Genomic DNA, 24,418 nt, shown 5'->3' with positions numbered 1-24,418 from the left:
GCACCTCGGCATCCAGCACCTTGGCCACGACTTCTTCAGCCTTGTCACGGCTCAAGCCCAAACGTTCAAGCAGCTCGTCGGGGATGGTTTCGTGCGGCCCGGAGCCGATGCCCCGGCTGCGCAGCAGACGCACGGCCAGGCACACCAGGTTGGGGTACTCGGCGTATTGGCCGTCGTAGGACGGGTCGTGCTGGAAGCGCAGGGCGGTGGACAGTTCGTCCGGCATGTCCCAGTAGCGCATCAGCCAGGCGCCGATCTGTTCGCGGCTGATACCCAGCAAATGCTGCTCCACATAGCTGTGGCACAGGTGCGGGTTGACCTCCAGGTGTCGGCAGATCAGCGAGAAGTGCGGCGGAAACACGTGGGCCAGCAGCAGATAACCGAAGTTGTGCAGCAGACCGGCCAGGTAGGTCAGGCCGGCTTCCGGGCGTTGCGCGCGCGGCATGGCGCGGGTCAGGCCTTCGATGACGGCGGCGGTGTAGATCGACTGGTGCCAGTACGGCGTGGCCTGGTGCGGGTGGTCCTTGGGCAGGCTCAGGGTTTTGCCCAGGGCCAGGCCCAGTGCCAGGTTGATCACCAGGTCGAAGCCCAGCACCCGCACGATGGCGTCTTCCACCGAGCGGATCTTGCCCGGCGAGGCGTAATAGGGCGAGGCGGCCCAGCTGACCACCTGGGCGGCCAGCGCCGGGTCGGTTTCGACCACGCCGGTGATGTCGTCGATGGTGGCGTTGGGGTCGACGCGCAGTTTGATGATTTTCTGCGCAGTGTCGGCCAGCGGCGGAATCTCGATGGTCGCTTCCAGGCGTTGCTGGATGCGCCGGGCCGTGAACGCCTGCATGGCCTGGGTGATTTCCTCGCGGTCATCATGGGGCCGGTCGAGGTTGGGCCGGATGTTGCTCAGCGGCTCGCCGAATTGAGCGGCGCTGGCCTTGGTCAGCATGGTCTTGAAGTCGGCGCTGGCGATCTCCAGCAGCAAACCGGCTTCGCCCGAGTGAACCAGCAGGCTCGACTCATCGAGCAGGCTGCCTTCATACAGGCAAGGTGAGCTGGTCAGCGCCGGCAGGCCGGGCAGCAGGCTGAGGTCATGCTTGCCGAGCATGCGTTCGATACGTTCCGGCGACACCGATGTCAGGCGGCGGCCGGTGAGTTCGGTCAGGCGGTTGAGGTCGAGCAACTGGTTCTGCGGGAACAGCACCATGAGCGCGCCCACCGCATCTTCCAGCAGCACCGCCTGGATCTTTCGCGCAGGGTTCAGGCCCGGATGTTCGGCGACTTCCGTATAGCTGATGGAGAGTTTCGCGAGCAGCGCCCGAATAACCGGCGGGGCGGTCAGTGGTGCGGCGGCGTGGGCAACTTCTGACATGGCCTGATCCAAATTCGTACAGTCTTTGGAGTATAACCAGCTTGATACAAATGTTGGTCGGATAAGTGAAACAGGCGTCACACTTGGCCGTATTGCTGCCCATGCCTGAGCCAGCGATCCAGCAGCGGGCTGACGTGATCCGGCCAACGCTCGAGCAGGGCCTGGGCCGCATCGCGCACTGCCGGCAGCAGGTCGGCGTCGCGCATCAGGTCGGCGACCTTGAATTGCAGCAGGCCGGTCTGGCGGGTGCCGAGCATCTCGCCGGGGCCGCGCAGTTCGAGGTCTTTTTCGGCGATGACAAAACCGTCGTTGGTTTCACGCATGATGCCCAGGCGTTGACGGCCGATCTGCGACAGCGGCGGATGATACAGCAGCACGCAGTGGCTGGCCGCGCTGCCCCGGCCGACGCGGCCGCGTAGCTGGTGCAGTTGCGCCAGGCCCAGACGCTCGGGGTTTTCGATGATCATCAGGCTGGCGTTGGGCACGTCCACCCCGACCTCGATCACCGTGGTGGCCACCAGCAGTTGCAGGTCGCCGGCCTTGAATTGCGCCATCACCGCGGCTTTTTCCGCCGGTTTCATGCGCCCGTGGATCAGCCCGACCTTGAGTTCGCCCAAGGCGCTGGTGAGGTCTTCGTAAGTGGTTTCGGCGGCCTGGCAGGTCAGCTCTTCGGACTCTTCGATCAGCGTGCATACCCAATACGCCTGGCGGCCTTCGGCACAGGCGCCGCGCACGCGCTCGATGACTTCCACGCGCCGGGAGTCGGTGACCAGCACGGTATTGACCGGGGTGCGGCCGGGCGGCAGTTCGTCGAGGATCGAGGTGTCGAGGTCGGCGTAGGCGCTCATGGCCAGGGTGCGCGGGATCGGCGTGGCGGTCATGATCAGTTGGTGCGGGCTCATGCGCCCGCCCGCGCCTTTCTGGCGTAGGGCCAGGCGCTGTTGCACGCCGAAGCGATGCTGTTCGTCGATGATCACCAGCGCAAGGTTCTTGAACTGCACTTCGTCCTGGAACAGCGCATGGGTGCCCACCACCATCGGTGCGCCGCTGGCGATCTGCTCCAGCGCGGTTGTGCGGTTTTTGCCTTTGAGTTTGCCCGCCAGCCACGCCACTTCCAGGCCCAGCGGTTCGAGCCAGCGCTTGAAGGTGATGAAGTGCTGCTCGGCGAGAATCTCAGTGGGCGCCATCAGCGCCACCTGGTAACCGGCTTCGAGTGCCTGCAGGGCGGCGAGGGCGGCGACCACGGTCTTGCCCGCGCCGACGTCGCCCTGGATCAGGCGCAGCATGGGTTCGGGCTGGCTGAGGTCGTAGGCGATTTCATTGCCCACGCGCTGTTGGGCACCGGTCGGCGCAAAGCCGAGGTTCGCCAGGTACTGCGCGGGCAGGCGCGTGGCCTTGGGCATCGCCGGGGCGCGCAGGGAGCGCATGCTCTCGCGCAGGCGTTGCTGAGACAGTTGGTGGGTCAGCAGTTCTTCGAACGCCAGGCGGTGCTGCGCCCAGTGATGACCGAGGGCCAGTTCGTCCACGTCCGCGTCGGCCGGTGGGTGATGCAGGTAGCGGATCGCATCGTCCAGCGGCGCCAGTTGATAGTCGCGGGCCAGCTCCACGGGCAGCCAATCGGGCAGGCTTTTCGGGCCGAGCATCGTCAGGGTCTGCTGGCACAGTTGGCGCAGGCGTTGTTGGGTGAGGCCTTCGGTCAGCGGGTAGATCGGCGTCAGGGTGGTGTCGACCGGCGGCGGCTCGTCGCCCGTAATGGCGCGGTATTCCGGATGGTAGATCTCCAGGCCCGAGGCGCCGGGGCGTGCTTCGCCGTAACAGCGCACGCGGGTGCCGCGCTTGAGGCCTTCCTTCTGCGCGTTGCTGAAATGGTAGAAGCGCAGGCTCAGGCCGCCGGTGCCATCCTGCAGGCGCACCACCAGGCTGCGGCGCTTGCCCATCACCACGTCGGCGCCGCTTACGGTGCCTTCGATCACCGCGTCCTGCCCAGGGCGCAAATGACCGATGGGCACCACGCGGGTGCGGTCCTGATAGCGCAGAGGCAGGTGGAACAGCACGTCCTGAAGGTTCTCCAGGCCGACCTTGGCCAACTTCTCGGCCATGGCTTCGCCGACACCCTTGAGTGCCGTCACCGACACCTGCGACAGCTCAGTCATACAGTGGCTCAGCTCGCAGCAGGCGGTTTGGCCACCGAACACAGGCGGATCGAGTCGGCCAGGATTTCAATGGCTTTGGGCCGCGGGAAGCTGGCGCGCCAGGCGATCGCCACGGTGCGGAACGGCACCGGCGGCGTGAGCGGGCGCACGGCGATCACGCCCGGGGCGTAGTGATGGCTGTCCACCGCCGACAGCGGCAGGATCGAAATGCCCAGGCCGGAGGCGACCATGTGGCGAATGGTTTCCAGGGAGCTGGATTCCACGGTGGTGTGTTTGGCGCCGTCGTGGCCCTTGGTCAGGGTCGGGCAGGCTTCCAGCACCTGGTCGCGGAAGCAGTGGCCTTCACCGAGCAGCAGCAGGCTCTTGTCGTTGAGCAGGCTGGCGTCGATGCTGTCTTTCTGCGTCCACGGGTGCGAGGCCGGCATCAGCACGTAGAACGGCTCGTCGTAGAGCGGCAGGGTCAGCACGTCAGCCTCGTTGAACGGCAGGGCGATGATGATCGCGTCCAACTCGCCGTTGCGCAGTTTGTCGCGCAGCACGTGGGTGAAGTTTTCTTCGATATACAGCGGCATCTGCGGCGCGACGCGGTGCAGTTGCGGAATCAGGTGCGGGAACAGGTACGGGCCGACGGTGTAGATGGCGCCGACTTTCAGCGGCGCGGTCAGCTGGTTTTTGCCGGCCTGGGCCAGTTCGCGAATGCTTTGGGCTTGCTCCAGGACCTTTTGGGCCTGGGCAACGATGCCTTCACCGACCGGGGTCAGGCGCACGGCGCTTTTGCTGCGCTCGAAAATCAGCACACCGAGTTCGTCTTCAAGCTTTTTCACGCCCACCGACAGCGTCGGCTGGCTGACGTGGCAACGCTCGGCCGCGTGGCCGAAGTGTTGTTCTTGGGCGAGGGTCACGATGTAGCGTAATTCTGTAAGAGTCATAGCGGGCGTCCATGAGGTTGCGAGCCAAGCATACCGGCTGCAATCGATAGACACACGTTATCAGAACTTTGATAAGGATTGAGCGGGGAATGTGCGAGATTTTGCTGAAGCGATAAAACCCGATGTGGGAAGGGGCTTGCTCCCGATGGCGATGGGTCAGTCGAGGATGTGTCGACTGATGTACCGTCATCGGGAGCAAGCCCCCTCTCACATAGCCCTGCGCGTGCCTTTAGCGGCGACGCTTCTCGATGTTGTAAACGAACGGCGCGACGATCTCGATGCTGCCGCTTTTCACCATGTCGGCCGGTGGCTTGGGCAATGGCTGGGCGCGACGGATCATGTCCAGGGTGGCGCGGTCCAGGTCGGCGTTGCCGGAGCGGCCCACCAACTCGTAGGACAGCACATTGCCTTCGGCATCGACCACGAAGCGCAAGCGATTCATGCCTTCCTTGCCACTGTTCTGCGCGCTTTGCGGGTACTTTTTGTACTTCTGCAAGTGCGCCAGCAGGGCGCCTTCCCAGGAGGCTTTGGCGGCGACCTGTTGCGGCGACGGGCCCGGTGCGGGCTGGGCCGATTTCTCCGCCGGTGTATTGGTCGGCGGCGTGTCGCTTGGCGGCGTCTCGGAAGGTTTCTCCTTGGGCGGCTCGGGTTTTTTCTCCTCCGGTTTGGGCGGCTGGGGTTTCGGCTTGGGCTTGACCGGCTTGGGCACCTGGATCGTCGGCTTGGGCGCTTCGGCCAGTTTCGGCAGCGGCAGCTCTTCCACCGGGGCGGGCGGCTGCGGCGGCGTGACCACCTTGGGCGGTGCCGGCGGCGGCGGTGCGGGCATCGGCGTCAGGTCGATGACCATGGCCGCCGGTGGCAGCTGGACCGTGCGCGGCGCCGACCAGTGGAGCGCGATGGCAATCGCGATGGCATGCACGCCCAGCACGACGGCGAGGCTGGTGCCATAACGCGTCAGTTTGTGGCGCGTCGTGATCATTTTTTGGCTGCCGTCTCAAGTCCGACCAGGCCGACCTTGAGGTAGCCGGCTGCCCGCAGGGCATCCATTACGCTCATCAGGTCGCCGTAGTCCACGCCTTTGTCGGCCTGGAAGAAGATCGTCGTGTCTTTCTTGCCTTGGGTCTTGGCGTCGAGCGCCGGCCCCAGGGTTTCGGCTTTGACTTCTTCTTCGCCCAGGAACAGGCGCTGGTCCGCCTTGACGCTGAGGAAAATCGGTTTCTCCGGCCGCGGCGCGGGTTTGGCGCTGGAGGCGGGCAGGTCGACCTTGATATCCACGGTGGCCAAGGGGGCCGCCACCATGAAGATGATCAGCAGCACCAGCATCACGTCGATAAACGGCGTGACGTTGATTTCGTGGTTCTCGACGAGTTCGTCGTCGCCTTGATTCAAATGCAGGCCCATGGCCGATTACCCCACTTTCACCATGTGCGGTTGCGAGCTGCGCTCGGAAGGCAGGTGATCGAGGTCGCGGCTGACCAGCAGCAGGACTTCTGCCGACGCGTCCGATACCTGGGCCTTGTAGCCGGCAATCGAACGGGCGAAGACGTTGTAGATCACCACCGCGGGAATCGCGGCAACCAGGCCCAGGGCGGTCGCCAGCAAGGCTTCGGCGATGCCGGGAGCGACGACGGCGAGGTTGGTGGTCTGGGTTTTGGCGATGCCGATGAAGCTGTTCATGATGCCCCACACGGTACCGAACAGACCGACGAACGGCGCGGTGGAACCGATGGTCGCCAGCACGCCAGTGCCGTTGCTCATGTTACGACCGCAGGCTGCCACCAGGCGCTCGAGACGGAACGCCACGCGCTCCTTGATGCCTTCTTTTTCGCGGGTGTTGGCCGACAGGCGCATTTCTTCCAGCGCGTCGTGTACCAGCGTATTGGCCAGGGTGCCCTTCTTGGTCGCCGTTTCGCTGGCTTCCTTGAGGGTGGTGGCCTTTTTCAGGTGGACGATCTCGCTGCGCAGGCGGCGCTTGGCGCCCAGCAGTTCGAAGCCTTTGGCGATCCAGATGGTCCAGGTGATGATCGAGGCGATGGCCAGGCCGATCATCACGGCTTTCACTACCACGTCAGCGTTTTGGTACATGCCCCATGGCGACAGGTCGTGGGCCATGCCAAGGGTGTTGTTTTCTTCCAGCACCACGCCGGGCTCGTCGGCGGTGGCCGGCGCTGCAGCCTGGGCTGGGTCTGTGGCGGCCGGCACCGCAGGGGCGACGGTGGCATTCTGTTCGGCAGCAGCAGGAGCCGCCGGCGCGGTGGCATCAGCGAATGCGGCGGTCGGTGCCAGCAGTACGCTGAACAGCAGCGCCGCAATCGCACGCCAGGCGCGGGATGGACTGTGAAGTTTGGTTGGCGAAGCGGGGTGTGTATTACGTGTCATGCTGGCCGGACCTGAGAGAAAAAAATGAGTGATCGTCCTTCCAGACCCTGCGAGGTCGAGGACAAATGGGTCGTTATTATTGCAAGTAATTCTTGTTAACAGAAGTAATACAGTAACTTTATTTGTCCTTTTTCTGGCCGCTGGTCTCCTGCGACGGCTAATCTAGACCTTTCAGTACGGAGTTTTGTGATGTCTGCGCCTTCTGTTGTGATTGCCGGTTGTGGCGATGTGGGGAGTCGGCTGGCCAGCCAATTGCTCGCCTCGGAATGGGAGGTTCATGGCCTGCGGCGTGATATTTCGCGCCTGCCCGATGGCGTGATCGGCATTGCCGGTGACCTGTTCAATAAGGATTGCCCTGACACCTGGCCGATCGGCGGGGTGGATTACCTGGTGTATTGCGCGGCGGCGACGGATCACGACGAAGCCGGTTATCGCGCCGCTTACGTGCAAGGGTTGCAGCATGTGTTGGAGTGGTTGAAGGATTACGGCCAGCAGCCCAAGCATCTGCTGTTTGTGTCCAGCAGCAGTGTGTATGGGCAGCAGCAGGGCGAATGGGTCGACGAAACGTCCGAGACCCAGGCAAAAGGCTATTCCGGGCAGGTGATGCTGGAAGCCGAGCAAGTCGCGCTGAACAGCGGCATTGCGGCGAGCATCGTGCGCTTGACCGGAATTTACGGGCCGGGCCGCGAGTGGCTGCTGACGCAGGTGCGCCAGGGTTATCGCGTGGCGATCGATCCGCCTTTATATGGCAACCGGATCCACGTCGATGATGCGGCTGGCCTGCTGGCGTTTTTGTTGCGGCATGTGGAGCAGGGCGGTTCGCTGGATCGGATCTATATCGGTGTCGATGACGCACCGGCGCCGTTGGCCGAGGTGGTGGCCTGGTTGCGTGAGTACCTGGGTGTGACGCAATGGTCCGATGACGCCAGTGTGCGCCGCGCCGGGAGCAAGCAATGCAGCAACGCCCGGGCCAAGGCGTTGGGCTGGGTGCCGACGTATCCGAGTTATCGCGAAGGCTACGCGGCCATCCTGAAGGGCTGAGCCGCGGTCAGAAAAGGTGGGAGGGGGTTTGCTTTGTCAGCCACGGTTGTAGTGGCTGATGCACCGCGATCGGGAGCAAGTCGAATCGTCGCACCGCCCCTCCCACATTCAGGTCTGTGGGATGACGGTTATTGTTTTTCAAGCAGCCACTGGCGTGGCCCCGGTGTAAACGAGGGCACTTCGTCGGCCTGCGAGGTATTGATCGCCTGGAAGATTTCCAGCTGCTTGCCCTTGCGTGCAAAGATCCACGCATTGCCCACGCCGTTGCGTTGCAACCACATGCTGTCGTAGCCGCCGCTCATGGAGGCGCAATCACCCGCCAGGCATAACGAATATCGATCGGCGCCCGGCAGGCCGGCCACTTGGCCGTTGGCCTGGAACTGCACGGTGGCGCCTTCGCCATTGCCGTTGGCGATTTTCCAGTCGCCACCCATATAAGCGGCGTACAGCGCGCGCTCGAAGTTGGCGCCCAATGGCGCGCCTTCCGGTGCAGGTTCCTTGGCGCGGGCAAACAGCTGTTCGGGCTCGTTGTCGTTGGCCACTTGCAGCAGTTGCCGACCTTTGCGCTTGAGATCGGTGGCGGCGCTGCCGTAGAAGTCGACGCTCCAGGCACCGGGCTTCTCACCGAGCAACTTGCCTTCCGCTACTTCAAAACCGTTGTAGTAGCGGGCCTGCAGGGCCTTGGTGTTGACGTCCCACTCGAGGTTCGGGCCAAAGCTCTGCAGTGCTTCACGCAAAGGGCCGCCCTTGGCTGCCGCGTCGATGGCAACCTGGTTGATCCAGGTGCCGCTCACATCCAGGTCGGCGGGGTTGCTGGCACAGCCGCCGAGCAACAGGGCGAGCAACGAAGAGGCTACAAGCGCTTTGCGCATCATGAAATCCTTTTAAAACGAAGTCGGCGCAGCCTATGGAGGCTGCGCCGGGTGTTTTACTCGATGACCAGAATCGCGTCCATCTCAACCTGTGCGCCCTTTGGCAGGGCAGCAACGCCGATAGCGGCGCGGGCTGGGTAAGGCTGTTCGAAGTACTTGCCCATGATCTCGTTGACCTTGGCGAAGTGGCTCAGGTCGGTGAGGAAGATGTTCAGCTTGACGATGTCCTTGAACGAACCGCCGGCAGCTTCGGCGACCGACTTGAGGTTTTCGAAGACCTGTACGGTTTGTGCTTCGAAGCCTTCAACCAGTTCCATGGTCTTTGGGTCCAGTGGGATCTGGCCGGACATGTAGACGGTGTTGCCCGCCTTGATCGCCTGGGAGTAGGTGCCGATGGCGGCTGGGGCTTTGTCGCTGGTGATAACAGTCTTGGTCATGAATGACTCCTTGTAAGAGGTGGGCTATGCACGCATGCGGGTGATGCGGATCACACCGGTCAAGGCGCGCAGTTTCTTGATCACGCGGGCCAGGTGTACGCGGTCGTGTACGCTGACCACCAGTTGGACCACGCTGATGCGACCATCGCGCTCGTCCATGCTGATTTTCTCGATATTGCCGTCGGCCGCGTTGACGCTGCTGGCCAGCAGGGCGATCAGGCCGCGCTGGTGCTCCAGCTCGACCCGCAGCTCGACGTTGAATTCGCCGGTGACATCCTTGGCCCACGAGAGCTGGATGCATTTTTCCGGGTTGTGGCGGATTTCGCTGATATTGCGGCAGTTGTCCAGGTGGACCACCATGCCTTTGCCCGCCGACAGGTGCCCGACAATCGGGTCGCCCGGGATCGGCGTGCAGCACTTGGCGTAGCTGAGCACCAGGCCCTCGGTGCCGCGAATCGCCAGCGGACCTTCCGGGCTTGGCAATTGCTCGCCTTCGCCGAGCAGGCGACGGGCGACCACATAGGCCATGCGGTTGCCCAGGCCGATGTCTTCCAGCAGGTCTTCGATGGTTTCCTGGCGATACTCGCTGAGCATCGCTTGCACGCGCTCGCCGGGGATTTTCTCGAGGGCGCTGTCGAAGCCGTTGAGCACCTTGTTCAGCAAGCGTTCGCCCAGGCTGATGGACTCGGAGCGGCGCTGCAGTTTCAGGGCGTGGCGAATATGGGTACGCGCCTTGCCGGTGACCACGAAGTTGAGCCACGCCGGGTTCGGCCGGGCGCCTGGTGCGCTGACGATTTCCACGGTGGAGCCGCTTTGCAGCGGTTCCGACAGCGGGGCCAGGCGCCGGTTGATGCGGCAAGCGATGCAGCTGTTGCCGACATCGGTGTGTACGGCGTAGGCAAAGTCGACGGCCGTGGAGCCTTTGGGCAGCTCCATGATCCGGCCCTTGGGCGTGAACACGTAGACCTCGTCCGGGAACAGGTCGATCTTCACGCTCTCGATGAATTCCAGGGAGTTGCCCGCACGTTGCTGCATTTCCAGCACGCCTTTGACCCACTGGCGCGCGCGGGCGTGGGTGCCTTTGGGCTGCTCGTCGCCGCTGGATTTGTACAGCCAATGGGCGGCGATGCCGTTGTTGGCCATCTCTTCCATTTCCCGGGTGCGGATCTGGATCTCGATCGGCACCCCATGCATACCGAACAGCGTGGTATGCAGCGACTGATAGCCGTTGGCCTTGGGAATGGCGATGTAGTCCTTGAAGCGGCCCGGCAGGGGTTTGTACAAATTATGTACAGCGCCCAATACGCGGTAGCAGGTGTCGACCTTGTCGACGATGATCCGGAACGCATACACGTCCATGATCTCGTTGAAGGCCCGGCGCTTGCCGCGCATCTTCTTGTAGATGCCGTAGATGTGCTTCTGCCGCCCGCTGACCTCGCCCTCGATCTCGTCGATCGCCAGGCAATGGCTCAGCGACTCTTCGATCTTGTTGACGATTTCCTTGCGGTTGCCCCGGGCACGCTTGACCGCCTGGTAGATGCGCGCCGAACGCATCGGGTGCATGGCCTTGAAGCCGAGGTCTTCGAATTCGATACGAATGGCGTGCATGCCCAGCCGGTTGGCGATAGGCGCGTAGATTTCCAGGGTTTCCTTGGCGATGCGCCGGCGTTTTTCGCCGGACAGCACTTCCAGTGTCCGCATGTTGTGCAGCCGGTCGGCCAGCTTGACCAGGATCACGCGGATATCCCGGGCCATGGCCATCGCCATCTTCTGGAAGTTTTCCGCCTGGGCTTCGGCCTTGGTCTCGAAGTTCATCTGGGTCAGTTTGCTGACCCCATCGACCAGTTCGGCCACGGTTTCGCCAAATTGCGCGCTGAGCGCTTCCTTGGCGATGCCGGTGTCTTCGATCACGTCATGCAGCATCGCGGCCATCAGGCTCTGATGGTCCATGTGCATGTCGGCGAGAATATTGGCCACCGCAAGAGGATGGGTGACATACGCCTCGCCGCTGCGGCGGCGTTGGCCGTCGTGGGCTTGTTCGGCGTAGAAATACGCTCGGCGGACCAGGTTGACCTGGTCTGGGCCGAGGTAGGTCGATAAGCGATCGGCGAGGGCGTCTATGCTCGGCAAAGGATGGACTCCTGCCGCGTGCGTTGACACCGCGCCGTGCTACGTCGACCAGGCATAGGCTTAGACGGCCTCGTTGGACTCGTCCTCGAACGCTGCAAACAGCGGTTCGTCTTCAACGATCTCGGCGTTGGCGATGAACTCGTAGCTCATCAGGCCTTCAGCGATTTCGCGCAGAGCGACAACGGTAGGCTTGTCGTTTTCCCACTGGACCAGGGGCTCTTTGCCGCCAGTGGCCAGTTGACGGGCACGCTTGGTAGAGAGCATGACCAGCTCAAAGCGGTTATCCACGTGTTCTAGGCAGTCTTCAACGGTTACGCGGGCCATGGTATTCCTCGGAGCGAATGCAAGATGCGCGCTGCCCGGTTGGGCGAGCGGACTAAACAGTTTAAAAAATCACCAGCGTTTAGGGAAGCGCTGATTTTTCCCAGGCTCTCGCAAAACCGCTGCAAGTGCCAATGTAAGGCCCTCGCAGCGGTTTTGGGAAGAGCTGATCAACCGAGCAGTTCGGCCAATAACTTGCCGAAACGCTGTTGTTGGCGTTTTTGCTGGAGCTGATTGGCGCGGAAAATCGCCTTCAAATCGTCCAGAGCGTGGGCAAAATCGTCATTGATGATCAGGTAATCGTAGTCGACGTAGTGGCTCATTTCGCTGACGGCTTCACGCATGCGGCCTTCGATGATCGCGTCGCTGTCCTGGCCGCGGTTGGTCAGGCGCTGGTGCAAGGCTTCCAGGGACGGCGGCAGGATGAAGATCGACCGCGCCTTGGGCATCAGCTGGCGCACTTGCTCGGCGCCCTGCCAGTCGATTTCCAGGATCAGGTCGTGGCCTTCGTCCAGGGTCTGTTGCAGGTGGCTTTGCGAGGTGCCGTAGAGGTTGCCGAACACTTCGGCGCGCTCAAGGAAGGCGCCGTGCTCGATCATCTTGACGAACTCGGTGCGCTCGACGAAGTGATAGTGAACGCCGTTCACCTCGCCCGGGCGCATGGCGCGGGTGGTGTGGGACACCGAGATGCGGATCTGTTCGTCAGCGTCGGTCAGGGCCTTGACCAGGCTGCTCTTGCCCGCGCCCGAGGGGGCGGAAATGATGTAAAGGGTGCCGGTGCTGTGGGTCATGGAAGTTGCCTTACTCAATATTCTGTACTTGTTCGCGCATTTGCTCGATCAACACTTTGAGGTTGACCGCCGCCGTGGTGCTGCGCGGATCGAACGCCTTGGAGCCCAGTGTATTGGCTTCGCGGTTGAGTTCCTGCATCAGGAAATCCAGGCGCCGACCGGCGGCGCCGCCGGACTTGAGCACGCGGCGTACTTCAAGGATGTGGGTGCTCAGGCGATCGAGTTCTTCGGCGACGTCGCTCTTCTGCGCCAACAGGACCATTTCCTGCTCCAGGCGTACCGGATCGAGGTCGGCCTTCATGTCGGCGAAGCGGTCGAGGACCTTCTGGCGCTGGGTCGCGAGCATCTGCGGCACCAGCTCGCGCAAGGTGACCACGTCGGCTTCGATCGCGCTCAGGCGCTCGCTGATCAGGCGGGCCAGCTCGGCGCCTTCGCGCTCGCGGCCGGCCTTGAGTTCCTTCAAACCCTGGGTGAACAAGGCGAGGGCTTCGGCGTTGAGGGCTTGCGGGTCGCTGGCGTCGGCCACCAGCACGCCGGGCCAGGCCAGCACTTCCAGCGGGTTCAGCGCGGCCGGCTGCTTGATCAGGCCGGCGATGGTTTCGGCAGCGGCGACCAGTTGCGCGGCGCGTTCGCGGTCGACCTGCAGCGGTTTGCCGGTGGTTTCCTCGGTAAAGCGCAGGGTGCATTCCAGCTTGCCGCGGGAAATGCCCTGGCGCAGTGCTTCACGTACCGCGCCTTCGAGGTCGCGGAACGATTCCGGCAGGCGCAGGTGCGGCTCCAGGTAGCGGCTGTTGACCGAGCGCAGTTCCCAGCTCAGGGTGCCTTGCGCGCCGGCTTTTTCGACGCGGGCGAAGGCGGTCATGCTGTGCACCATGGAGGTACCTCGCGTTGCAGTCCCGCGATGGCGGGCTGATGGGTAAATTGAAGCCGACAGGCTGCGAAGGCGCAGGAGTGTAGCGCAGTGGGGCGATTGGCCCCAAACCCTGGCACTGACAAAGCACCGCCAGTCGACGATTCGTAACCGAATTTTTTAGACGTGCCCCGAATCGGCTCGCGGCTCTATAATGCTCGGCAGTTTTTCGTCCTCCGTACAGGTATCCCCTATGAAACGTCCAAGTGGTCGCGCTGCCGATCAGCTCCGCTCGATCCGCATCACCCGCAACTACACCAAACACGCCGAGGGATCTGTACTGGTCGAGTTTGGCGATACCAAGGTGATCTGCACCGTCAGCGTCGAAAACGGCGTGCCGCGTTTCCTCAAGGGCCAGGGCCAGGGTTGGTTGACCGCCGAATACGGCATGCTGCCGCGCGCCACCGGCGAGCGTAACCAGCGTGAAGCCAGCCGTGGCAAGCAAGGCGGCCGTACCCTGGAAATCCAGCGCCTGATCGGCCGTTCGCTGCGTGCTGCCCTGGACATGTCCAAGCTGGGCGACGTGACCCTGTACGTCGACTGCGACGTGATCCAGGCCGACGGCGGCACGCGCACTGCCTCCATCACCGGTGCCATGGTTGCGCTGGTCGACGCGTTGAAAGTGATCAAGAAGCGTGGCGGCCTGAAAGCCGGCGACCCGCTCAAGCAGATGATCGCCGCTGTGTCGGTGGGCATGTACCAGGGCGAGCCAGTGCTGGACTTGGATTACCTGGAAGACTCGGCCGCCGAGACCGACCTGAACGTGGTGATGACCAGCACCGGTGGTTTCATCGAAGTGCAGGGCACCGCCGAAGGTGCGCCATTCCAGCCGGCTGAGCTGAATGCCATGCTGGCGCTGGCGCAGAAAGGCATGACCGAGATTTTCGAGCTGCAGAACGCCGCGCTGGCCGACTGAACCGGCTTCAAGGAGAAACGCCATGAGTGACAGTCAACTGCCGGTTCCAGCACCGTCCAAGGAAGTCCGCCAATGGGCGATGTTGTGTCACTTCGCGGCGTTTCTGGGCCTGGTGTTCCCTTTCGGCAGCCTGTTGGGGCCGCTGATCCTGTGGCAGATCAAGAAGGACATGGACCCGCTGATCGATGATCAGGGCAAGGAAGCCCTGAATTTCCAGATCACCGTGGCCATTGCCTGGCTGGTCTGCATGGTGCTGGGGTTCGTGGTGATCGGCTTCCTGTTGATGTTGATCCTGGTGGTCGCGGCGCTGGTGCTGACGATCATTGGCGGGATCAAGGCCAACAACGGCACGGCCTACCGCTACCCGTGGACCTGGCGGCTGATCAAGTAACCAGGCGCGCACAAAAAAACCGACAGCGATGTCGGTTTTTTTTGTGCCTGGGCAAAGACCTCAGATGGTCAGTGTCCAGTCGTAGTCCACGATCAGCGGCGCGGGCTGCGAGAAGCGCGGCTGGCGTGGCAGGCGTGCGCTGCGCACAAAGCGACGCAGGCCTGGGGTCAGCAGCTGGTAGTCGAAACGCCAGCCCAGGTTGAGCATCTCAGCCTGTTCGTTGTCTGGCCACCAGCTGTACTGGTCGCCTTCGCGGCTGACTTCGCGCAGGGCATCGACATAGCCCATGTTGCCGACAATCTCGTCCATCCAGGCCCGTTCCGGCGCCAGGAAACCCGGGGATTGCTGGCTGTCGCGCCAGTTCTTGATATCCAGCTTCTGTTGCGCCACGTACAACGAGCCACAATAAATGTACTCGCGACGTTTGCGTCGCTGTTTATCCAGATAACGGGCGAAGTCGTCCATTAGCTTGAACTTCTGGTTCAAGTCTTCATCGCCGTTCTGCCCCGAAGGAAGCAGCAAGGTCGCGATGCTGACCTTGTCGAAATCGGCTTGCAGGTAGCGCCCGTAGCGGTCGGCTGTCTCGAAGCCGAGGCCGCTGATGACCGCCTTGGGTTGCAACCGCGAGTACAAAGCCACGCCACCTTGGGTGGGCACTTCGGCATCGCAGGCATAAAGGAAGTAGCCATCCAGTTGGAAGGCTGGATCGTCCAGTTCAAAGGCGGAGGCGCGGGTGTCCTGCAGGCAGATGACGTCGGCATTCTGGGCTTGCAGCCAACTGAGCAAACCACGCTCGACTGCAGCCTGAATACCATTAACGTTCACACTGATGATCCGCATAAATGGCCCCAAAAATCGCGTGCGTGTATGATACACGCCGTCTACCTAATTAGCTAAATCCGTGGTATCTGAGGCTTTTTTCATGCAGGCGTATCAACGCGATTTCATTCGTTTTGCCATCGATCGCGGGGTTTTGCGCTTCGGTGAGTTCACCCTCAAGTCCGGGCGCACCAGCCCGTATTTCTTCAATGCTGGCTTGTTCAACTCGGGTTCGGCCCTGGCTCAGTTGGGGCGTTTCTACGCGGCTGCCATCGTTGAAAGCGGTATTTCCTTCGACGTTCTGTTCGGTCCGGCCTACAAGGGCATCCCCCTGGCCGCCGCGACGGCCGTGGCGTTGGCCGAACACCATGGGCGCGATCTGCCGTGGTGCTTCAACCGCAAGGAAGCCAAGGCCCATGGCGAAGGCGGTAGCCTGGTGGGCGCGCCGCTCACCGGCAACGTGCTGATCATCGACGACGTGATCACCGCTGGCACCGCCATCCGTGAAGTGATGCAGATCATCGCCTCCCAGGAGGGTGCCAAGGCCGCAGGCGTGCTGATCGCCTTGAACCGCCAGGAGCGTGGCAATGGTGAGTTGTCGGCGATCCAGGAAGTGGAGCGCGATTTCGGCATCCCGGTGGTGAGCATCGTGTCGTTGAACCAGGTGTTGCAGTTCCTGGAAGATGATCCGCAGCTCAAGCAGCACTTGCCGGCAGTACGGGCGTACCGCGAGCAGTTCGGCGTCCAGTAAACGCCGCACAACAAAAAGCCCCACCCCCTGTAGGAGCGAGCTTGCTCGCGAAGAACGCCAACGATGACGCGTTTATTCTGGATGAACGCGGCGTCTTTACGTTTTTCGCGAGCAAGCTCGCTCCTACAGGGGGTGGGGCTTTTTGTGTTTAAGGACGCTTGCGGTTGCTGATCAGCGTACCCACACCAGTGTCGGTGAAGATTTCCAGCAGGATCGCATTTGGCACGCGGCCGTCAAGGATCAGCGAGCTGCCGACGCCGCCCTGCACCGCTTCCAGCGCACAACGGATCTTCGGCAGCATGCCGCCATAGATGGTGCCGTCGGCGATCAGCTCGTCCACTTGTTGGGTGGTCAGGCCGGTCAGCACCTTGCCTTGCTTGTCCATCAGGCCGGCGATGTTGGTCAGCAGCATCAGCTTTTCAGCCTTCAGCGCTTCGGCCACTTTGCCGGCAACCAGGTCGGCGTTGATGTTGTAGGACTCACCGTTGGCGCCCACGCCGATCGGCGCGATGACCGGGATGAAATCACCTTTGACCAGCAGGTTCAGCAAGTCGGTGTTGATACCGATCACTTCGCCCACCTGGCCGATGTCGATGATTTCTGGCTGGGTCATTTCCGGCGTCTGACGGGTCACGGTCAGTTTTTTCGCGCGGATCAGCTCCGCGTCCTTGCCGGTCAGGCCAATCGCGCTGCCGCCGTGGCGGTTGATCAGGTTGACGATGTCTTTGTTCACCTGGCCGCCGAGGACCATCTCCACCACGTCCATGGTCTGCGCGTCAGTGACACGCATGCCATCGATGAAGTGGCTTTCGATCGACAGGCGCTTGAGCAGGTCGCCGATCTGCGGGCCGCCGCCGTGGACCACCACCGGGTTGATCCCCACGGCTTTCATCAACACGATATCGCGGGCAAAGCCGGTTTTCAGCTCGTCGCTTTCCATGGCATTGCCGCCGTATTTGATCACCAGCGTCTTGCCGACGTAGCGTCGAATGTAGGGCAACGCTTCGGACAGGACCTTGGCGGTGTTGGCAGCGGCTTCGCGTTCGAGGGTCATTCAGGGCTCCGGTGCAAAAAAATCAGAACGGTAATTGGAGATCGGGGGCAACACGTTTCAACTGGACGTGGAACACGTCCTTGATGCGCTGCAACTCAGCCTCGGTATCCGCCTCGAAACGCAGCACCAGCACCGGTGTGGTGTTGGACGCGCGAACCAGGCCCCAGCCTTTGGCGTAATCGACTCGCACACCATCAATGGAGGTCAGGTTGGCGCCTTCGCCCCATTGCGCATCGTGCAATGCGTCAATGATGCTGAATTTGCTCTCTTCGGTCACATGGATATTGATCTCTGGCGTAGAAATATCATTCGGGAAGGTCTGAAACAGCTCCTGCGCCGTGGATTTTTCCTTGCTGAGGATCTCCAGCAGACGAGCGGCGCTGTAAATGCCGTCGTCAAACCCGAACCAACGCTCCTTGAAGAACACGTGGCCGCTCATTTCGCCGGCCAGCAGCGCGCCGGTTTCCTTCATTTTCTTTTTGATCAACGAGTGACCGGTCTTCCACATCAGCGGGCGACCGCCATATTCCTTGATCAGCGGCGTCAGGCGACGGGTGCATTTTACGTCGAAGATGATTTCGGCATTCGGGTTGCGCGCCACCACATCACGGGCAAACAGCATCAGCAGGCGGTCGGCGAACACGTTTTCGCCGGTGTTGGTCACCACGCCCACGCGGTCACCGTCGCCGTCAAAGGCCAGGCCGACGTCGGCCCCGGTTTCCTTGACCTTGGCGATCAGGTCCACCAGGTTTTCAGGCTTGCCCGGGTCTGGATGGTGGTTGGGGAAGTTGCCGTCGACGTCGCAGAACAACGGCACTACTTCGCAGTTCAGGGCTTCGAGCAGTTGCGGGGCGATCACGCCGGCCGCGCCGTTGCCGCAGTCCACCACCACTTTCAGGCGGCGCGCGAGTTTGACGTCGCCGGTGATTTCGTCGGAGTAGCGCTGAAGAATGTCGACCTTGGTGATGCTGCCTTTGCCGCTGGTCAGGTCGTTGGTTTTCAGGCGTGTGTGCAGGGCCTGGATCTGTTCGTTGGCCAGGGTGTCGCCGGCGATGACGATCTTGAAGCCGTTGTAGTCCGATGGGTTGTGGCTGCCGGTGAGCATCACCCCGGATTTGCCGGCCAGCACGTTGGCGGCGTAGTACAGCGCCGGGGTCGGCACCAGGCCGACGTCGCTGACATGGCAACCGCTGTCGGCCAGGCCCTGGATCAATTGCTCCACCAGTTCGGGACCGGACAGGCGACCGTCACGGCCGACCGAAACGTTCGGTTCGTCCTGGGCCAGGCTTTGGGCGCCGATGGCGCGGCCAATCCAGTAGGCGGTTTCGGCGGTCAGGGTCTTGGGCACCACGCCACGGATGTCATAGGCGCGGAAGATGCTGTCGGGGAAGGTCGGGGCTACTCGGGCGGCGGTACTCATCGCGGGGGGAAACTCCATCTGAAAGAGACAAGGCTGGCCTTAATGTGGCTGACCGGCAGGCTTAAACTGAAGGGTATGACGGCGTTTTCGGTGCAGAGTTCGTGGTGCAAAAAGGCCATCGGAGCAACCGCTCCGCGCTTATGTTTACGTAATGCATTGATTTTACTGAGGAAGTGTCGCTCGTCAGGTCCGCGCATTCTTCATCCTGAAAGGCCATGCGGTGGCATCTAACCGGGCCGGACGGTAGCGTCCGCCCCGGTTTGCTGTGGTCAGTGACTGCCGGAATGCCCAAAACCGCCTGCGCCGCGTTGGGTTGCGTCGAATTCCTGTACCAGTTCGAAGTGCGCCTGCACCACCGGCACCAGCACCAGCTGCGCGATGCGCTCGCCGACGACGATGTTGAAGGCGGTCTGGCCGCGGTTCCAGCACGACACCATCAACTCGCCCTGGTAGTCCGAGTCGATCAGGCCGACCAGGTTGCCCAGCACGATGCCGTGCTTATGGCCGAGGCCCGAGCGCGGCAGAATCAGCGCCGCCAGGCCCGGGTCGCCGACATAGATCGACAGGCCGGTCGGAATCAGCAGGGTCTGGCCCGGCTCGAGGACGGTGTCTTCCTTGAGCATGGCGCGCAGGTCCAGGCCGGCGGAGCCCGGTGTGGCATAGGCCGGCAGGGGGAAGTCGGTGCCGATGCGGGGGTCGAGGATCTTGGCTTGCAAAGCGTGCATGTAAATTAAACCTGGTTCAGCCGTTGGGCGATAAAAGAGATCAGTTGGCGGGCAATCTTGCCCTTGCTGGTCTGGGCGAAAAGGGTGGCGTGCAGGTCGCGATCGATCACGCTGCAGGCGTTTTCCTCACTGTTGAAGCCGATGCTTGGGTTGGCGACATCATTGGCAACGATCAGGTCGAGGTTTTTGTCTTTCAATTTACGTGCGGCGTAGTCCAGCAGGTGCTCGGTCTCGGCGGCGAAACCGACGCTGAACGGACGGTCCGGGCGGCTGGCGATGGTGGCCAGGATGTCCGGGTTACGCACCATTTGCAGGAGCAGGCCGTCGCCGCTGGTAGGGTCTTTCTTGAGCTTTTGCGGGGCGACGACTTCCGGGCGGTAATCCGCAACCGCTGCCGAGGCGATAAACAGGTCGCAGGGAATGGCCGCCTCACAGGCCGCCAACATGTCCCGGGCGCTGACCACGTCGATCCGGGTGACGCGATCAGGGGTCGGCAAATGCACCGGGCCGGTGATGAGGGTCACGCGCGCGCCTGCCTCGACCGCTGCTTCAGCCAGGGCAAAGCCCATTTTTCCTGAGCTATGGTTGGTGATGTAGCGCACCGGGTCGATGTTTTCCTGGGTCGGGCCGGCGGTGATCAACACGTGCTTGCCAGTCAGGGCCAGGTGCTGGAAGCACTCGGCGGCGCACAGTGCCAGGTCGGTGGCTTCGAGCATGCGGCCCATGCCGACGTCGCCGCAGGCCTGGCTGCCGGAGGCCGGGCCGAACACCTTGAGGCCACGGCTTTGCAGGAGCTGCGTATTGGCTTGGGTGGCCGGGTCGCGCCACATGGCCTGGTTCATGGCCGGGGCGATGGCGACAGTGGCGTCGGTGGCCAGGACCAGCGTGGTCAGCAAGTCATCGGCGATGCCTTGCGCCAGGCGGGCGATCAGGTCGGCGGTGGCCGGGGCGATCAGCACCAGGTCGGCCCATTTGGCCAGTTCGATATGGCCCATGGCGGCTTCGGCGGCCGGGTCCAGCAGGTCCAGGTGAACCGGGTGGCCGGACAGGGCCTGCATGGTCAGCGGGGTGATGAACTCACTGCCGCCGCGGGTCATGACCACACGCACTTCGGCGCCCTGGTCGAGAAGCCTGCGAACCAGCTCTGCGCTCTTGTAGGCGGCAATGCCGCCGCCGACGCCGAGAACGATGCGTTTCCGATACAGACGCTGCATTGGTTTGCCTTTCCAGTTCAGTGAAGCCAGTTCAGTGACGCCTGCGATGCCCCCTCCCCAGGTGAAATCGCATGCAAAAAAGAGGGCCTACGATAACACAGCGTCCGCCAGGCAACAGCGGCGCACATGCACAGGGAGGCGGGATGAGTATTCGTGATTGGCCGGTGGCCGAGCGGCCGCGGGAGAAGCTTTTGGAATGGGGGGCCGCAACGCTGTCCGACGCGGAACTGTTGGCTATCTTCCTGCGCACCGGCGTGGCCGGGCGGAGCGCGGTGGACCTGGCGCGGCATCTGTTGGCGCAGTTCGGTGGCTTGCGCCCGCTGCTGGAGGCCAGCCAGGTGCTGTTCAGCCAGCAGTTGGGGCTGGGGCCGGCGAAGTTTGCCCAGCTGCAGGCGGTACTGGAAATGTCCCGGCGCCACTTGGCCGAACAGCTGCGCAGTGACTCGGTGCTGGAAAGCCCGGTCGCTGTGCGGGACTACCTCAAGGCGCTGTTGCGCCATGAGCCTCACGAGATCTTCGGCTGCCTGTTTCTCGATTCAAAGCATCGGGTGCTGGGGTTCGAGGCGTTGTTCCAGGGCACCATCGACGCCACCGTGGTTTACCCGCGGCAAGTGGTCAAGCGCGCCCTGGCGTATAACGCGGCGGCGTTGATCCTGTGCCACAACCATCCCTCGGGGAGTGTGGAGCCGAGTGCGGCTGATCGAAAATTGACCAAAATCCTGCAAAAAGCCTTGGAAGTGGTGGATGTGCGGGTGCTGGATCACATCATCGTGGGCGATGGTGATCCATTGTCGATGGCGGAATACGGGTGGATGTAGGAGGGGCAGCAGTTGCAAGGTTGCAGCTGCAAGCCTCAAGGGGGCTTGCAGCTTGCAGCTCAGGGCTTGACGCTGACTTTCGAAAAGTCCTGCCGCCCAAACGGGCTCACCTGGTACCCCTCGACATTCTTGCGGATCAGGGCGAACGCCATCGGGTGCGCCAGCGGCAGCCACAGTGCCTGCTGTTGGATCTGCGCCTGCGCCTGTTGATACAGCTTGCTGCGCACCCCTTGCTCGCTAGTGGTCTTGCCGGCGCTGATGAGTTTGTCCAGGGCCGGGTCGCAATAGCGGGCGAAGTTGGTGCCGGATTTCACTGCCGCGCAGGAGAACTGCGGAGTCAGGAAGTTATCCGGGTCGCCGTTGTCGCCGGCCCAGCCCATGAACAGCAGGTCGTGTTCGCCGGCCTTGGCGCGGCGGATCAGCTCGCCCCATTCGATCACGCGGATCTCGGCCTGGATGCCGACCTCGGCCAGGTCCGCCTGCAACAGTTGCGCGCCGAGGTTGGGGTTGGGGTTCAGCAGGCTGCCGGTGGGGCGTGTCCAGATCGTGGTCTTGAAGCCGTCCTTGAGCCCGGCGCGCTCCAGCAGCAGCTTGGCCTTGGCGATGTCCTGTGGATAACCCGGCAACTCCTTGGCATAGCTCCAGGTGTTGGGCGGGTAGGGGCCGTTGGCGGCTTCGGCGGTGCCTTCGAACACGGCTTTGAGGTAGCTGTCCTTGTCGAAGGCCAGGTTGATCGCCTGGCGCACTTCGGGCTTGTCCAGCGGTGGGTGCTGGCTGTTGATCGCGACGAATGCAGTCATGAATGCTGCGGTTTTTTCTATTTTGAGTGCGGGATCTTTCTCGGCTTCGCCCACATCCAGGGGTTTGGGCGACAGTGCGATCTGGCATTCGTCGCGGTGCAGTTTCTGCAGGCGCACGTTCGCATCCGGGGTGATGGCGAAGATCAAGTTATCCACAGCCGGTTTGCCGGCGAAATAGTCCGGGTTGGCTTTGTAGCGCACCACGGCATCTTTCTGGAACCGCGTGAAGATGAACGGGCCGGTGCCGATGGGCTGGCTGTTGAGCTTCTCCGGGGTGCCGGCCTTGAGCAGCTTGTCGGCGTACTCGGCCGGGTAGATCGAGGCAAAACCCATGCTCAGCGCGGCGAGGAAGGTCGAGTCGGGGTGATCGAGGGTGAAGCGCACGGTCAGCGGGTCAAGGGCGTCGATCTTCTTGATCAGTGCCGGCAATTGCAGCGACTGGGCATGGGGGAAGCCGCTCTGGGCGATCTTGTGCCATGGGTTGGCCGGATCGAGCATGCGTTCGAAGCTGAAGCGGACATCCTCGGCGGTCAGGGTGCGGCTCGGGGTGAAATAGTCGGTGCGGTGGAATTTTACGTTGGGGTGCAACTGGAAGGTGTAGGTCAGGCCGTCCGGCGACACTTCCCAGCTGTCCGCCAGGCTTGGCACCAGCTTGCCGCTGACTGCGTCATAGTTCACCAGGCTGTTCATCAGCACGTCGGCCGAGGCGTTGGTGGTGGTCAGCGAGTTGTACTGCACTACGTCAAACCCTTCGGGACTGGCTTCGGTACACACGCTCAGATTGGTGGCCGCCAGGGCCTGCGACGCGATAAACAGAGGGGCTAGCAAAAGCGGTAGGGCAGCGAGGCGCATGTTCGGTTTCCTGTGCAGATCGAAGGCCCATCTGCGAGTGCAGTCTGGAAAAGTCCTACCGTAGTGGTCTGATTGATAAATGACTAGTCCATTTTTGCCTGTGCTTTTGGCTCAAATGCTGTTTTGATGGCGCCTCAGCGCGTTTCGCCTTGTACTTTTTGGTACTTGCGGGCGTTGTAAATCATTCTGTGCGACGAGCGGTCGGCTATTGCAGCGGCCCCTCCTGGCAACGGTTCGGCCATCTGTCGCCGAGATTTACGCCGGTAAAAACACACGGGCTGTTGTTGCACTTGGGTCTTTCTGGTATAAAGCAGCGCTCTTTTCTAGGGGCCCGGTTCCTTCGCTTGTAGGTGTAGCCGGTAAGACCCTAAAGAAACGCGGCGCCTGGCGCCAAATGACTGAGAGATTAAGCGGCCAACCCATGCCGGGTTGGGCATGTGGTTTTAGAGGGCTGAGGCATGTCGAGAGTCTGTCAAGTTACCGGTAAGGGTCCGGTGACTGGGAATAACATTTCCCACGCAAATAACAAAACCCGTCGTCGTTTCCTGCCGAACCTGCAGCATCACCGCTTCTGGGTTGAAGAAGAGAAACGTTTTGTGCGTCTGCGCGTATCTGCCAAAGGCATGCGCATTATCGACAAGCGTGGCATCACTGTCGTGCTGGCCGAAATCCGCGCCGCTGGCAAGATCTAAGGAGCTCTATCATGCGTGAATTGATTCGAATGATCTCTAGCGCCGGTACTGGTCACTTCTACACTACCGACAAGAACAAGCGTACTACCCCGGACAAGCTCGAAAAGAAAATGTTCGACCCGCGCGTTCGCAAGCACGTGATCTACAAAGAAGGCAAAATCAAGTAATTGATTTTCTTCCTTGTGAAAAAAAGCCCGTTTCTCACGATTCGGGCTTTTTTTTTGCGCAGAATTTGCTGATCAGGCCTTCTGTTCGAACACCACATAGATCTTGCGGCAGGGCTCGAGCACTTCCCAGGTGCCGCTGAAGCCGGCCGGGATAACGAAGCGGTCGCCGGCGCGCAAGGTCTTGGCGTTGCCCTCGGCATCGCGCAGTACGGAAACCCCCTGCACAATCTCGCAGTACTCATGTTCGGTGTAGTTGACCTTCCACTGCCCGACGTCGCCTTCCCAGACGCCGGCGCTCATCTGGCCGCACGGGCTGTTGTAGTGGTTGTAGATCGTTTGCTCGGGATTGCCCTTGAGGATTTTTTCCGGGGCAGGGAGGTAGCGATCGGGGGCGGTGTTGGCTTGGCTGAAGTCGACGATGTCCTGGATGCTCATGTGCGTGTCCCGTCTGGCCTGCGGTTGGAGAGCCCAAA

At 62.1% G+C, this 24,418-nt stretch carries 25 protein-coding genes and 1 pseudogene; 7 read left to right on the top strand and 19 right to left on the bottom strand.

From position 1 onward, the window contains the following. The 6 genes from INT12_RS11865 to exbB form a co-directional block, all read right to left on the bottom strand. The coding region (locus INT12_RS11865; protein ID WP_193058856.1) for an aminoacyl-tRNA deacylase and HDOD domain-containing protein at positions 1 to 1,363 on the bottom strand (1,363 nt) is incomplete at its 3' end. A 77-nt stretch (positions 1,364 to 1,440) separates the two neighbouring features. Then, positions 1,441 to 3,516 (bottom strand): ATP-dependent DNA helicase RecG, encoded by a 2,076-nt coding sequence (recG, locus tag INT12_RS11860; protein ID WP_017846067.1) that lies wholly within the window; start codon positions 3,514 to 3,516, stop codon positions 1,441 to 1,443. Between the two features lie 8 nt (positions 3,517 to 3,524). Continuing rightward, the gene (locus INT12_RS11855; protein ID WP_046488968.1) at positions 3,525 to 4,445 is read right to left on the bottom strand and encodes a hydrogen peroxide-inducible genes activator; all 921 of its coding nucleotides are present in this window, start codon (positions 4,443 to 4,445) and stop codon (positions 3,525 to 3,527) included. Positions 4,446 to 4,674: 229 nt separating this feature from the next. Beyond that, on the bottom strand, positions 4,675 to 5,424 hold the full coding sequence (locus tag INT12_RS11850) for a TonB family protein (RefSeq protein WP_193039549.1): 750 nt from the start codon (positions 5,422 to 5,424) through the stop codon (positions 4,675 to 4,677). Then, the gene (exbD, locus tag INT12_RS11845) at positions 5,421 to 5,846 is read right to left on the bottom strand and encodes a TonB system transport protein ExbD (protein WP_017846064.1); all 426 of its coding nucleotides are present in this window, start codon (positions 5,844 to 5,846) and stop codon (positions 5,421 to 5,423) included. Before exbD ends, INT12_RS11850 begins: the two co-directional genes overlap by 4 nt. A gap of 6 nt (positions 5,847 to 5,852) precedes the next feature. Continuing rightward, positions 5,853 to 6,824, bottom strand: a complete 972-nt coding sequence (exbB, locus tag INT12_RS11840; RefSeq protein WP_046488964.1) for a tonB-system energizer ExbB — start codon at positions 6,822 to 6,824, stop codon at positions 5,853 to 5,855. A 189-nt stretch (positions 6,825 to 7,013) separates the two neighbouring features. Here exbB and INT12_RS11835 point away from each other — a divergent pair, with 189 nt between their 5' ends. Further along, entirely contained in the window at positions 7,014 to 7,865 is an 852-nt protein-coding gene (locus INT12_RS11835; RefSeq protein WP_046488963.1) for an SDR family oxidoreductase, read from the top strand. A 128-nt stretch (positions 7,866 to 7,993) separates the two neighbouring features. On the opposite strand, the gene INT12_RS11830 is transcribed toward INT12_RS11835, so the two are convergent. The 6 genes from INT12_RS11830 to INT12_RS11805 form a co-directional block, all read right to left on the bottom strand. After that, complete coding sequence (locus INT12_RS11830) at positions 7,994 to 8,737, bottom strand: hypothetical protein (RefSeq protein ID WP_017846061.1); 744 nt, start codon at positions 8,735 to 8,737, stop codon at positions 7,994 to 7,996. A gap of 56 nt (positions 8,738 to 8,793) precedes the next feature. After that, a complete protein-coding gene (locus tag INT12_RS11825; protein WP_003176922.1) occupies positions 8,794 to 9,174 on the bottom strand; it encodes a RidA family protein in 381 nt (126 codons plus the stop codon). A 24-nt stretch (positions 9,175 to 9,198) separates the two neighbouring features. Continuing rightward, positions 9,199 to 11,304, bottom strand: coding sequence for a bifunctional GTP diphosphokinase/guanosine-3',5'-bis pyrophosphate 3'-pyrophosphohydrolase (spoT, locus tag INT12_RS11820; protein WP_017846060.1), 2,106 nt, complete (start codon positions 11,302 to 11,304; stop codon positions 9,199 to 9,201). Between the two features lie 60 nt (positions 11,305 to 11,364). Continuing rightward, positions 11,365 to 11,628, bottom strand: coding sequence for a DNA-directed RNA polymerase subunit omega (gene rpoZ / locus INT12_RS11815; protein ID WP_003176920.1), 264 nt, complete (start codon positions 11,626 to 11,628; stop codon positions 11,365 to 11,367). Positions 11,629 to 11,795: 167 nt separating this feature from the next. Continuing rightward, entirely contained in the window at positions 11,796 to 12,416 is a 621-nt protein-coding gene (gene gmk, locus INT12_RS11810; protein ID WP_017846059.1) for a guanylate kinase, read from the bottom strand. Positions 12,417 to 12,426: 10 nt separating this feature from the next. Beyond that, the gene (locus tag INT12_RS11805) at positions 12,427 to 13,290 is read right to left on the bottom strand and encodes a YicC/YloC family endoribonuclease (protein WP_017846058.1); all 864 of its coding nucleotides are present in this window, start codon (positions 13,288 to 13,290) and stop codon (positions 12,427 to 12,429) included. Positions 13,291 to 13,519: 229 nt separating this feature from the next. Between INT12_RS11805 and rph the strand changes: the two genes are divergently transcribed. Beyond that, positions 13,520 to 14,242, top strand: coding sequence for a ribonuclease PH (gene rph, locus INT12_RS11800; RefSeq protein WP_003195497.1), 723 nt, complete (start codon positions 13,520 to 13,522; stop codon positions 14,240 to 14,242). A 22-nt stretch (positions 14,243 to 14,264) separates the two neighbouring features. Continuing rightward, positions 14,265 to 14,633, top strand: coding sequence for a DUF4870 domain-containing protein (locus INT12_RS11795; protein ID WP_017846057.1), 369 nt, complete (start codon positions 14,265 to 14,267; stop codon positions 14,631 to 14,633). A gap of 60 nt (positions 14,634 to 14,693) precedes the next feature. On the opposite strand, the gene INT12_RS11790 is transcribed toward INT12_RS11795, so the two are convergent. Continuing rightward, positions 14,694 to 15,473, bottom strand: a complete 780-nt coding sequence (locus INT12_RS11790; protein WP_193058855.1) for an exodeoxyribonuclease III — start codon at positions 15,471 to 15,473, stop codon at positions 14,694 to 14,696. Positions 15,474 to 15,555: 82 nt separating this feature from the next. On the opposite strand from INT12_RS11790, the gene pyrE reads away from it, so the two are divergent. Beyond that, positions 15,556 to 16,203 (top strand): orotate phosphoribosyltransferase, encoded by a 648-nt coding sequence (gene pyrE, locus INT12_RS11785; protein WP_017846056.1) that lies wholly within the window; start codon positions 15,556 to 15,558, stop codon positions 16,201 to 16,203. A gap of 148 nt (positions 16,204 to 16,351) precedes the next feature. Here pyrE and argB read toward each other — a convergent pair whose 3' ends face one another. The 4 genes and pseudogenes from argB to coaBC form a co-directional block, all read right to left on the bottom strand. After that, on the bottom strand, positions 16,352 to 17,257 hold the full coding sequence (gene argB / locus INT12_RS11780; RefSeq protein WP_017846055.1) for an acetylglutamate kinase: 906 nt from the start codon (positions 17,255 to 17,257) through the stop codon (positions 16,352 to 16,354). A 22-nt stretch (positions 17,258 to 17,279) separates the two neighbouring features. Continuing rightward, positions 17,280 to 18,704: pseudogene (locus INT12_RS11775) on the bottom strand (phosphomannomutase/phosphoglucomutase); the annotation flags it as partial. 242 nt (positions 18,705 to 18,946) lie between these two features. Then, complete coding sequence (dut, locus tag INT12_RS11770; protein ID WP_017846053.1) at positions 18,947 to 19,402, bottom strand: dUTP diphosphatase; 456 nt, start codon at positions 19,400 to 19,402, stop codon at positions 18,947 to 18,949. Positions 19,403 to 19,407: 5 nt separating this feature from the next. Further along, entirely contained in the window at positions 19,408 to 20,616 is a 1,209-nt protein-coding gene (coaBC, locus tag INT12_RS11765) for a bifunctional phosphopantothenoylcysteine decarboxylase/phosphopantothenate--cysteine ligase CoaBC (RefSeq protein WP_017846052.1), read from the bottom strand. 143 nt (positions 20,617 to 20,759) lie between these two features. On the opposite strand from coaBC, the gene radC reads away from it, so the two are divergent. Beyond that, entirely contained in the window at positions 20,760 to 21,434 is a 675-nt protein-coding gene (radC, locus tag INT12_RS11760; RefSeq protein WP_017846051.1) for a RadC family protein, read from the top strand. Positions 21,435 to 21,493: 59 nt separating this feature from the next. On the opposite strand, the gene INT12_RS11755 is transcribed toward radC, so the two are convergent. Further along, positions 21,494 to 23,086, bottom strand: coding sequence for an ABC transporter substrate-binding protein (locus tag INT12_RS11755; protein ID WP_169884160.1), 1,593 nt, complete (start codon positions 23,084 to 23,086; stop codon positions 21,494 to 21,496). Between the two features lie 458 nt (positions 23,087 to 23,544). On the opposite strand from INT12_RS11755, the gene rpmB reads away from it, so the two are divergent. Together rpmB and rpmG are read left to right on the top strand one after the other, a co-directional pair. Continuing rightward, positions 23,545 to 23,778 (top strand): 50S ribosomal protein L28, encoded by a 234-nt coding sequence (gene rpmB / locus INT12_RS11750; protein WP_003176907.1) that lies wholly within the window; start codon positions 23,545 to 23,547, stop codon positions 23,776 to 23,778. Between the two features lie 11 nt (positions 23,779 to 23,789). Then, positions 23,790 to 23,945, top strand: coding sequence for a 50S ribosomal protein L33 (gene rpmG / locus INT12_RS11745; protein ID WP_003176906.1), 156 nt, complete (start codon positions 23,790 to 23,792; stop codon positions 23,943 to 23,945). Between the two features lie 72 nt (positions 23,946 to 24,017). Here rpmG and INT12_RS11740 read toward each other — a convergent pair whose 3' ends face one another. Continuing rightward, positions 24,018 to 24,380, bottom strand: coding sequence for a cupin domain-containing protein (locus INT12_RS11740; RefSeq protein ID WP_046381648.1), 363 nt, complete (start codon positions 24,378 to 24,380; stop codon positions 24,018 to 24,020). Positions 24,381 to 24,418: the final 38 nt, after the last annotated feature.

The sequence above is a fragment of the Pseudomonas sp. K8 genome (assembly GCF_014889455.1).
Taxonomy (GTDB): domain Bacteria; phylum Pseudomonadota; class Gammaproteobacteria; order Pseudomonadales; family Pseudomonadaceae; genus Aquipseudomonas; species Aquipseudomonas veronii.
Note: the sequence above shows the minus strand (reverse complement) of the source record. Positions and strands in the feature narration are given on the sequence as shown.

Excerpts from the sequence above, each read along its gene's own strand:
- recG (WP_017846067.1), bottom strand. The coding sequence starts at position 3,516 with ATGACTGAGCTGTCGCAGGTGTCGGTGACGGCACTCAAGGGTGTCGGC.
- INT12_RS11855 (WP_046488968.1), bottom strand. The coding sequence starts at position 4,445 with ATGACTCTTACAGAATTACGCTACATCGTGACCCTCGCCCAAGAACAA.
- INT12_RS11850 (WP_193039549.1), bottom strand. The coding sequence starts at position 5,424 with ATGATCACGACGCGCCACAAACTGACGCGTTATGGCACCAGCCTCGCC.
- exbD (WP_017846064.1), bottom strand. The coding sequence starts at position 5,846 with ATGGGCCTGCATTTGAATCAAGGCGACGACGAACTCGTCGAGAACCAC.
- exbB (WP_046488964.1), bottom strand. The coding sequence starts at position 6,824 with ATGACACGTAATACACACCCCGCTTCGCCAACCAAACTTCACAGTCCA.
- INT12_RS11835 (WP_046488963.1), top strand. The coding sequence starts at position 7,014 with ATGTCTGCGCCTTCTGTTGTGATTGCCGGTTGTGGCGATGTGGGGAGT.
- INT12_RS11830 (WP_017846061.1), bottom strand. The coding sequence starts at position 8,737 with ATGCGCAAAGCGCTTGTAGCCTCTTCGTTGCTCGCCCTGTTGCTCGGC.
- INT12_RS11825 (WP_003176922.1), bottom strand. The coding sequence starts at position 9,174 with ATGACCAAGACTGTTATCACCAGCGACAAAGCCCCAGCCGCCATCGGC.
- rpoZ (WP_003176920.1), bottom strand. The coding sequence starts at position 11,628 with ATGGCCCGCGTAACCGTTGAAGACTGCCTAGAACACGTGGATAACCGC.
- gmk (WP_017846059.1), bottom strand. The coding sequence starts at position 12,416 with ATGACCCACAGCACCGGCACCCTTTACATCATTTCCGCCCCCTCGGGC.
- INT12_RS11805 (WP_017846058.1), bottom strand. The coding sequence starts at position 13,290 with ATGGTGCACAGCATGACCGCCTTCGCCCGCGTCGAAAAAGCCGGCGCG.
- rph (WP_003195497.1), top strand. The coding sequence starts at position 13,520 with ATGAAACGTCCAAGTGGTCGCGCTGCCGATCAGCTCCGCTCGATCCGC.
- INT12_RS11795 (WP_017846057.1), top strand. The coding sequence starts at position 14,265 with ATGAGTGACAGTCAACTGCCGGTTCCAGCACCGTCCAAGGAAGTCCGC.
- INT12_RS11790 (WP_193058855.1), bottom strand. The coding sequence starts at position 15,473 with ATGCGGATCATCAGTGTGAACGTTAATGGTATTCAGGCTGCAGTCGAG.
- pyrE (WP_017846056.1), top strand. The coding sequence starts at position 15,556 with ATGCAGGCGTATCAACGCGATTTCATTCGTTTTGCCATCGATCGCGGG.
- argB (WP_017846055.1), bottom strand. The coding sequence starts at position 17,257 with ATGACCCTCGAACGCGAAGCCGCTGCCAACACCGCCAAGGTCCTGTCC.
- dut (WP_017846053.1), bottom strand. The coding sequence starts at position 19,402 with ATGCACGCTTTGCAAGCCAAGATCCTCGACCCCCGCATCGGCACCGAC.
- coaBC (WP_017846052.1), bottom strand. The coding sequence starts at position 20,616 with ATGCAGCGTCTGTATCGGAAACGCATCGTTCTCGGCGTCGGCGGCGGC.
- radC (WP_017846051.1), top strand. The coding sequence starts at position 20,760 with ATGAGTATTCGTGATTGGCCGGTGGCCGAGCGGCCGCGGGAGAAGCTT.
- INT12_RS11755 (WP_169884160.1), bottom strand. The coding sequence starts at position 23,086 with ATGCGCCTCGCTGCCCTACCGCTTTTGCTAGCCCCTCTGTTTATCGCG.
- rpmB (WP_003176907.1), top strand. The coding sequence starts at position 23,545 with ATGTCGAGAGTCTGTCAAGTTACCGGTAAGGGTCCGGTGACTGGGAAT.
- rpmG (WP_003176906.1), top strand. The coding sequence starts at position 23,790 with ATGCGTGAATTGATTCGAATGATCTCTAGCGCCGGTACTGGTCACTTC.
- INT12_RS11740 (WP_046381648.1), bottom strand. The coding sequence starts at position 24,380 with ATGAGCATCCAGGACATCGTCGACTTCAGCCAAGCCAACACCGCCCCC.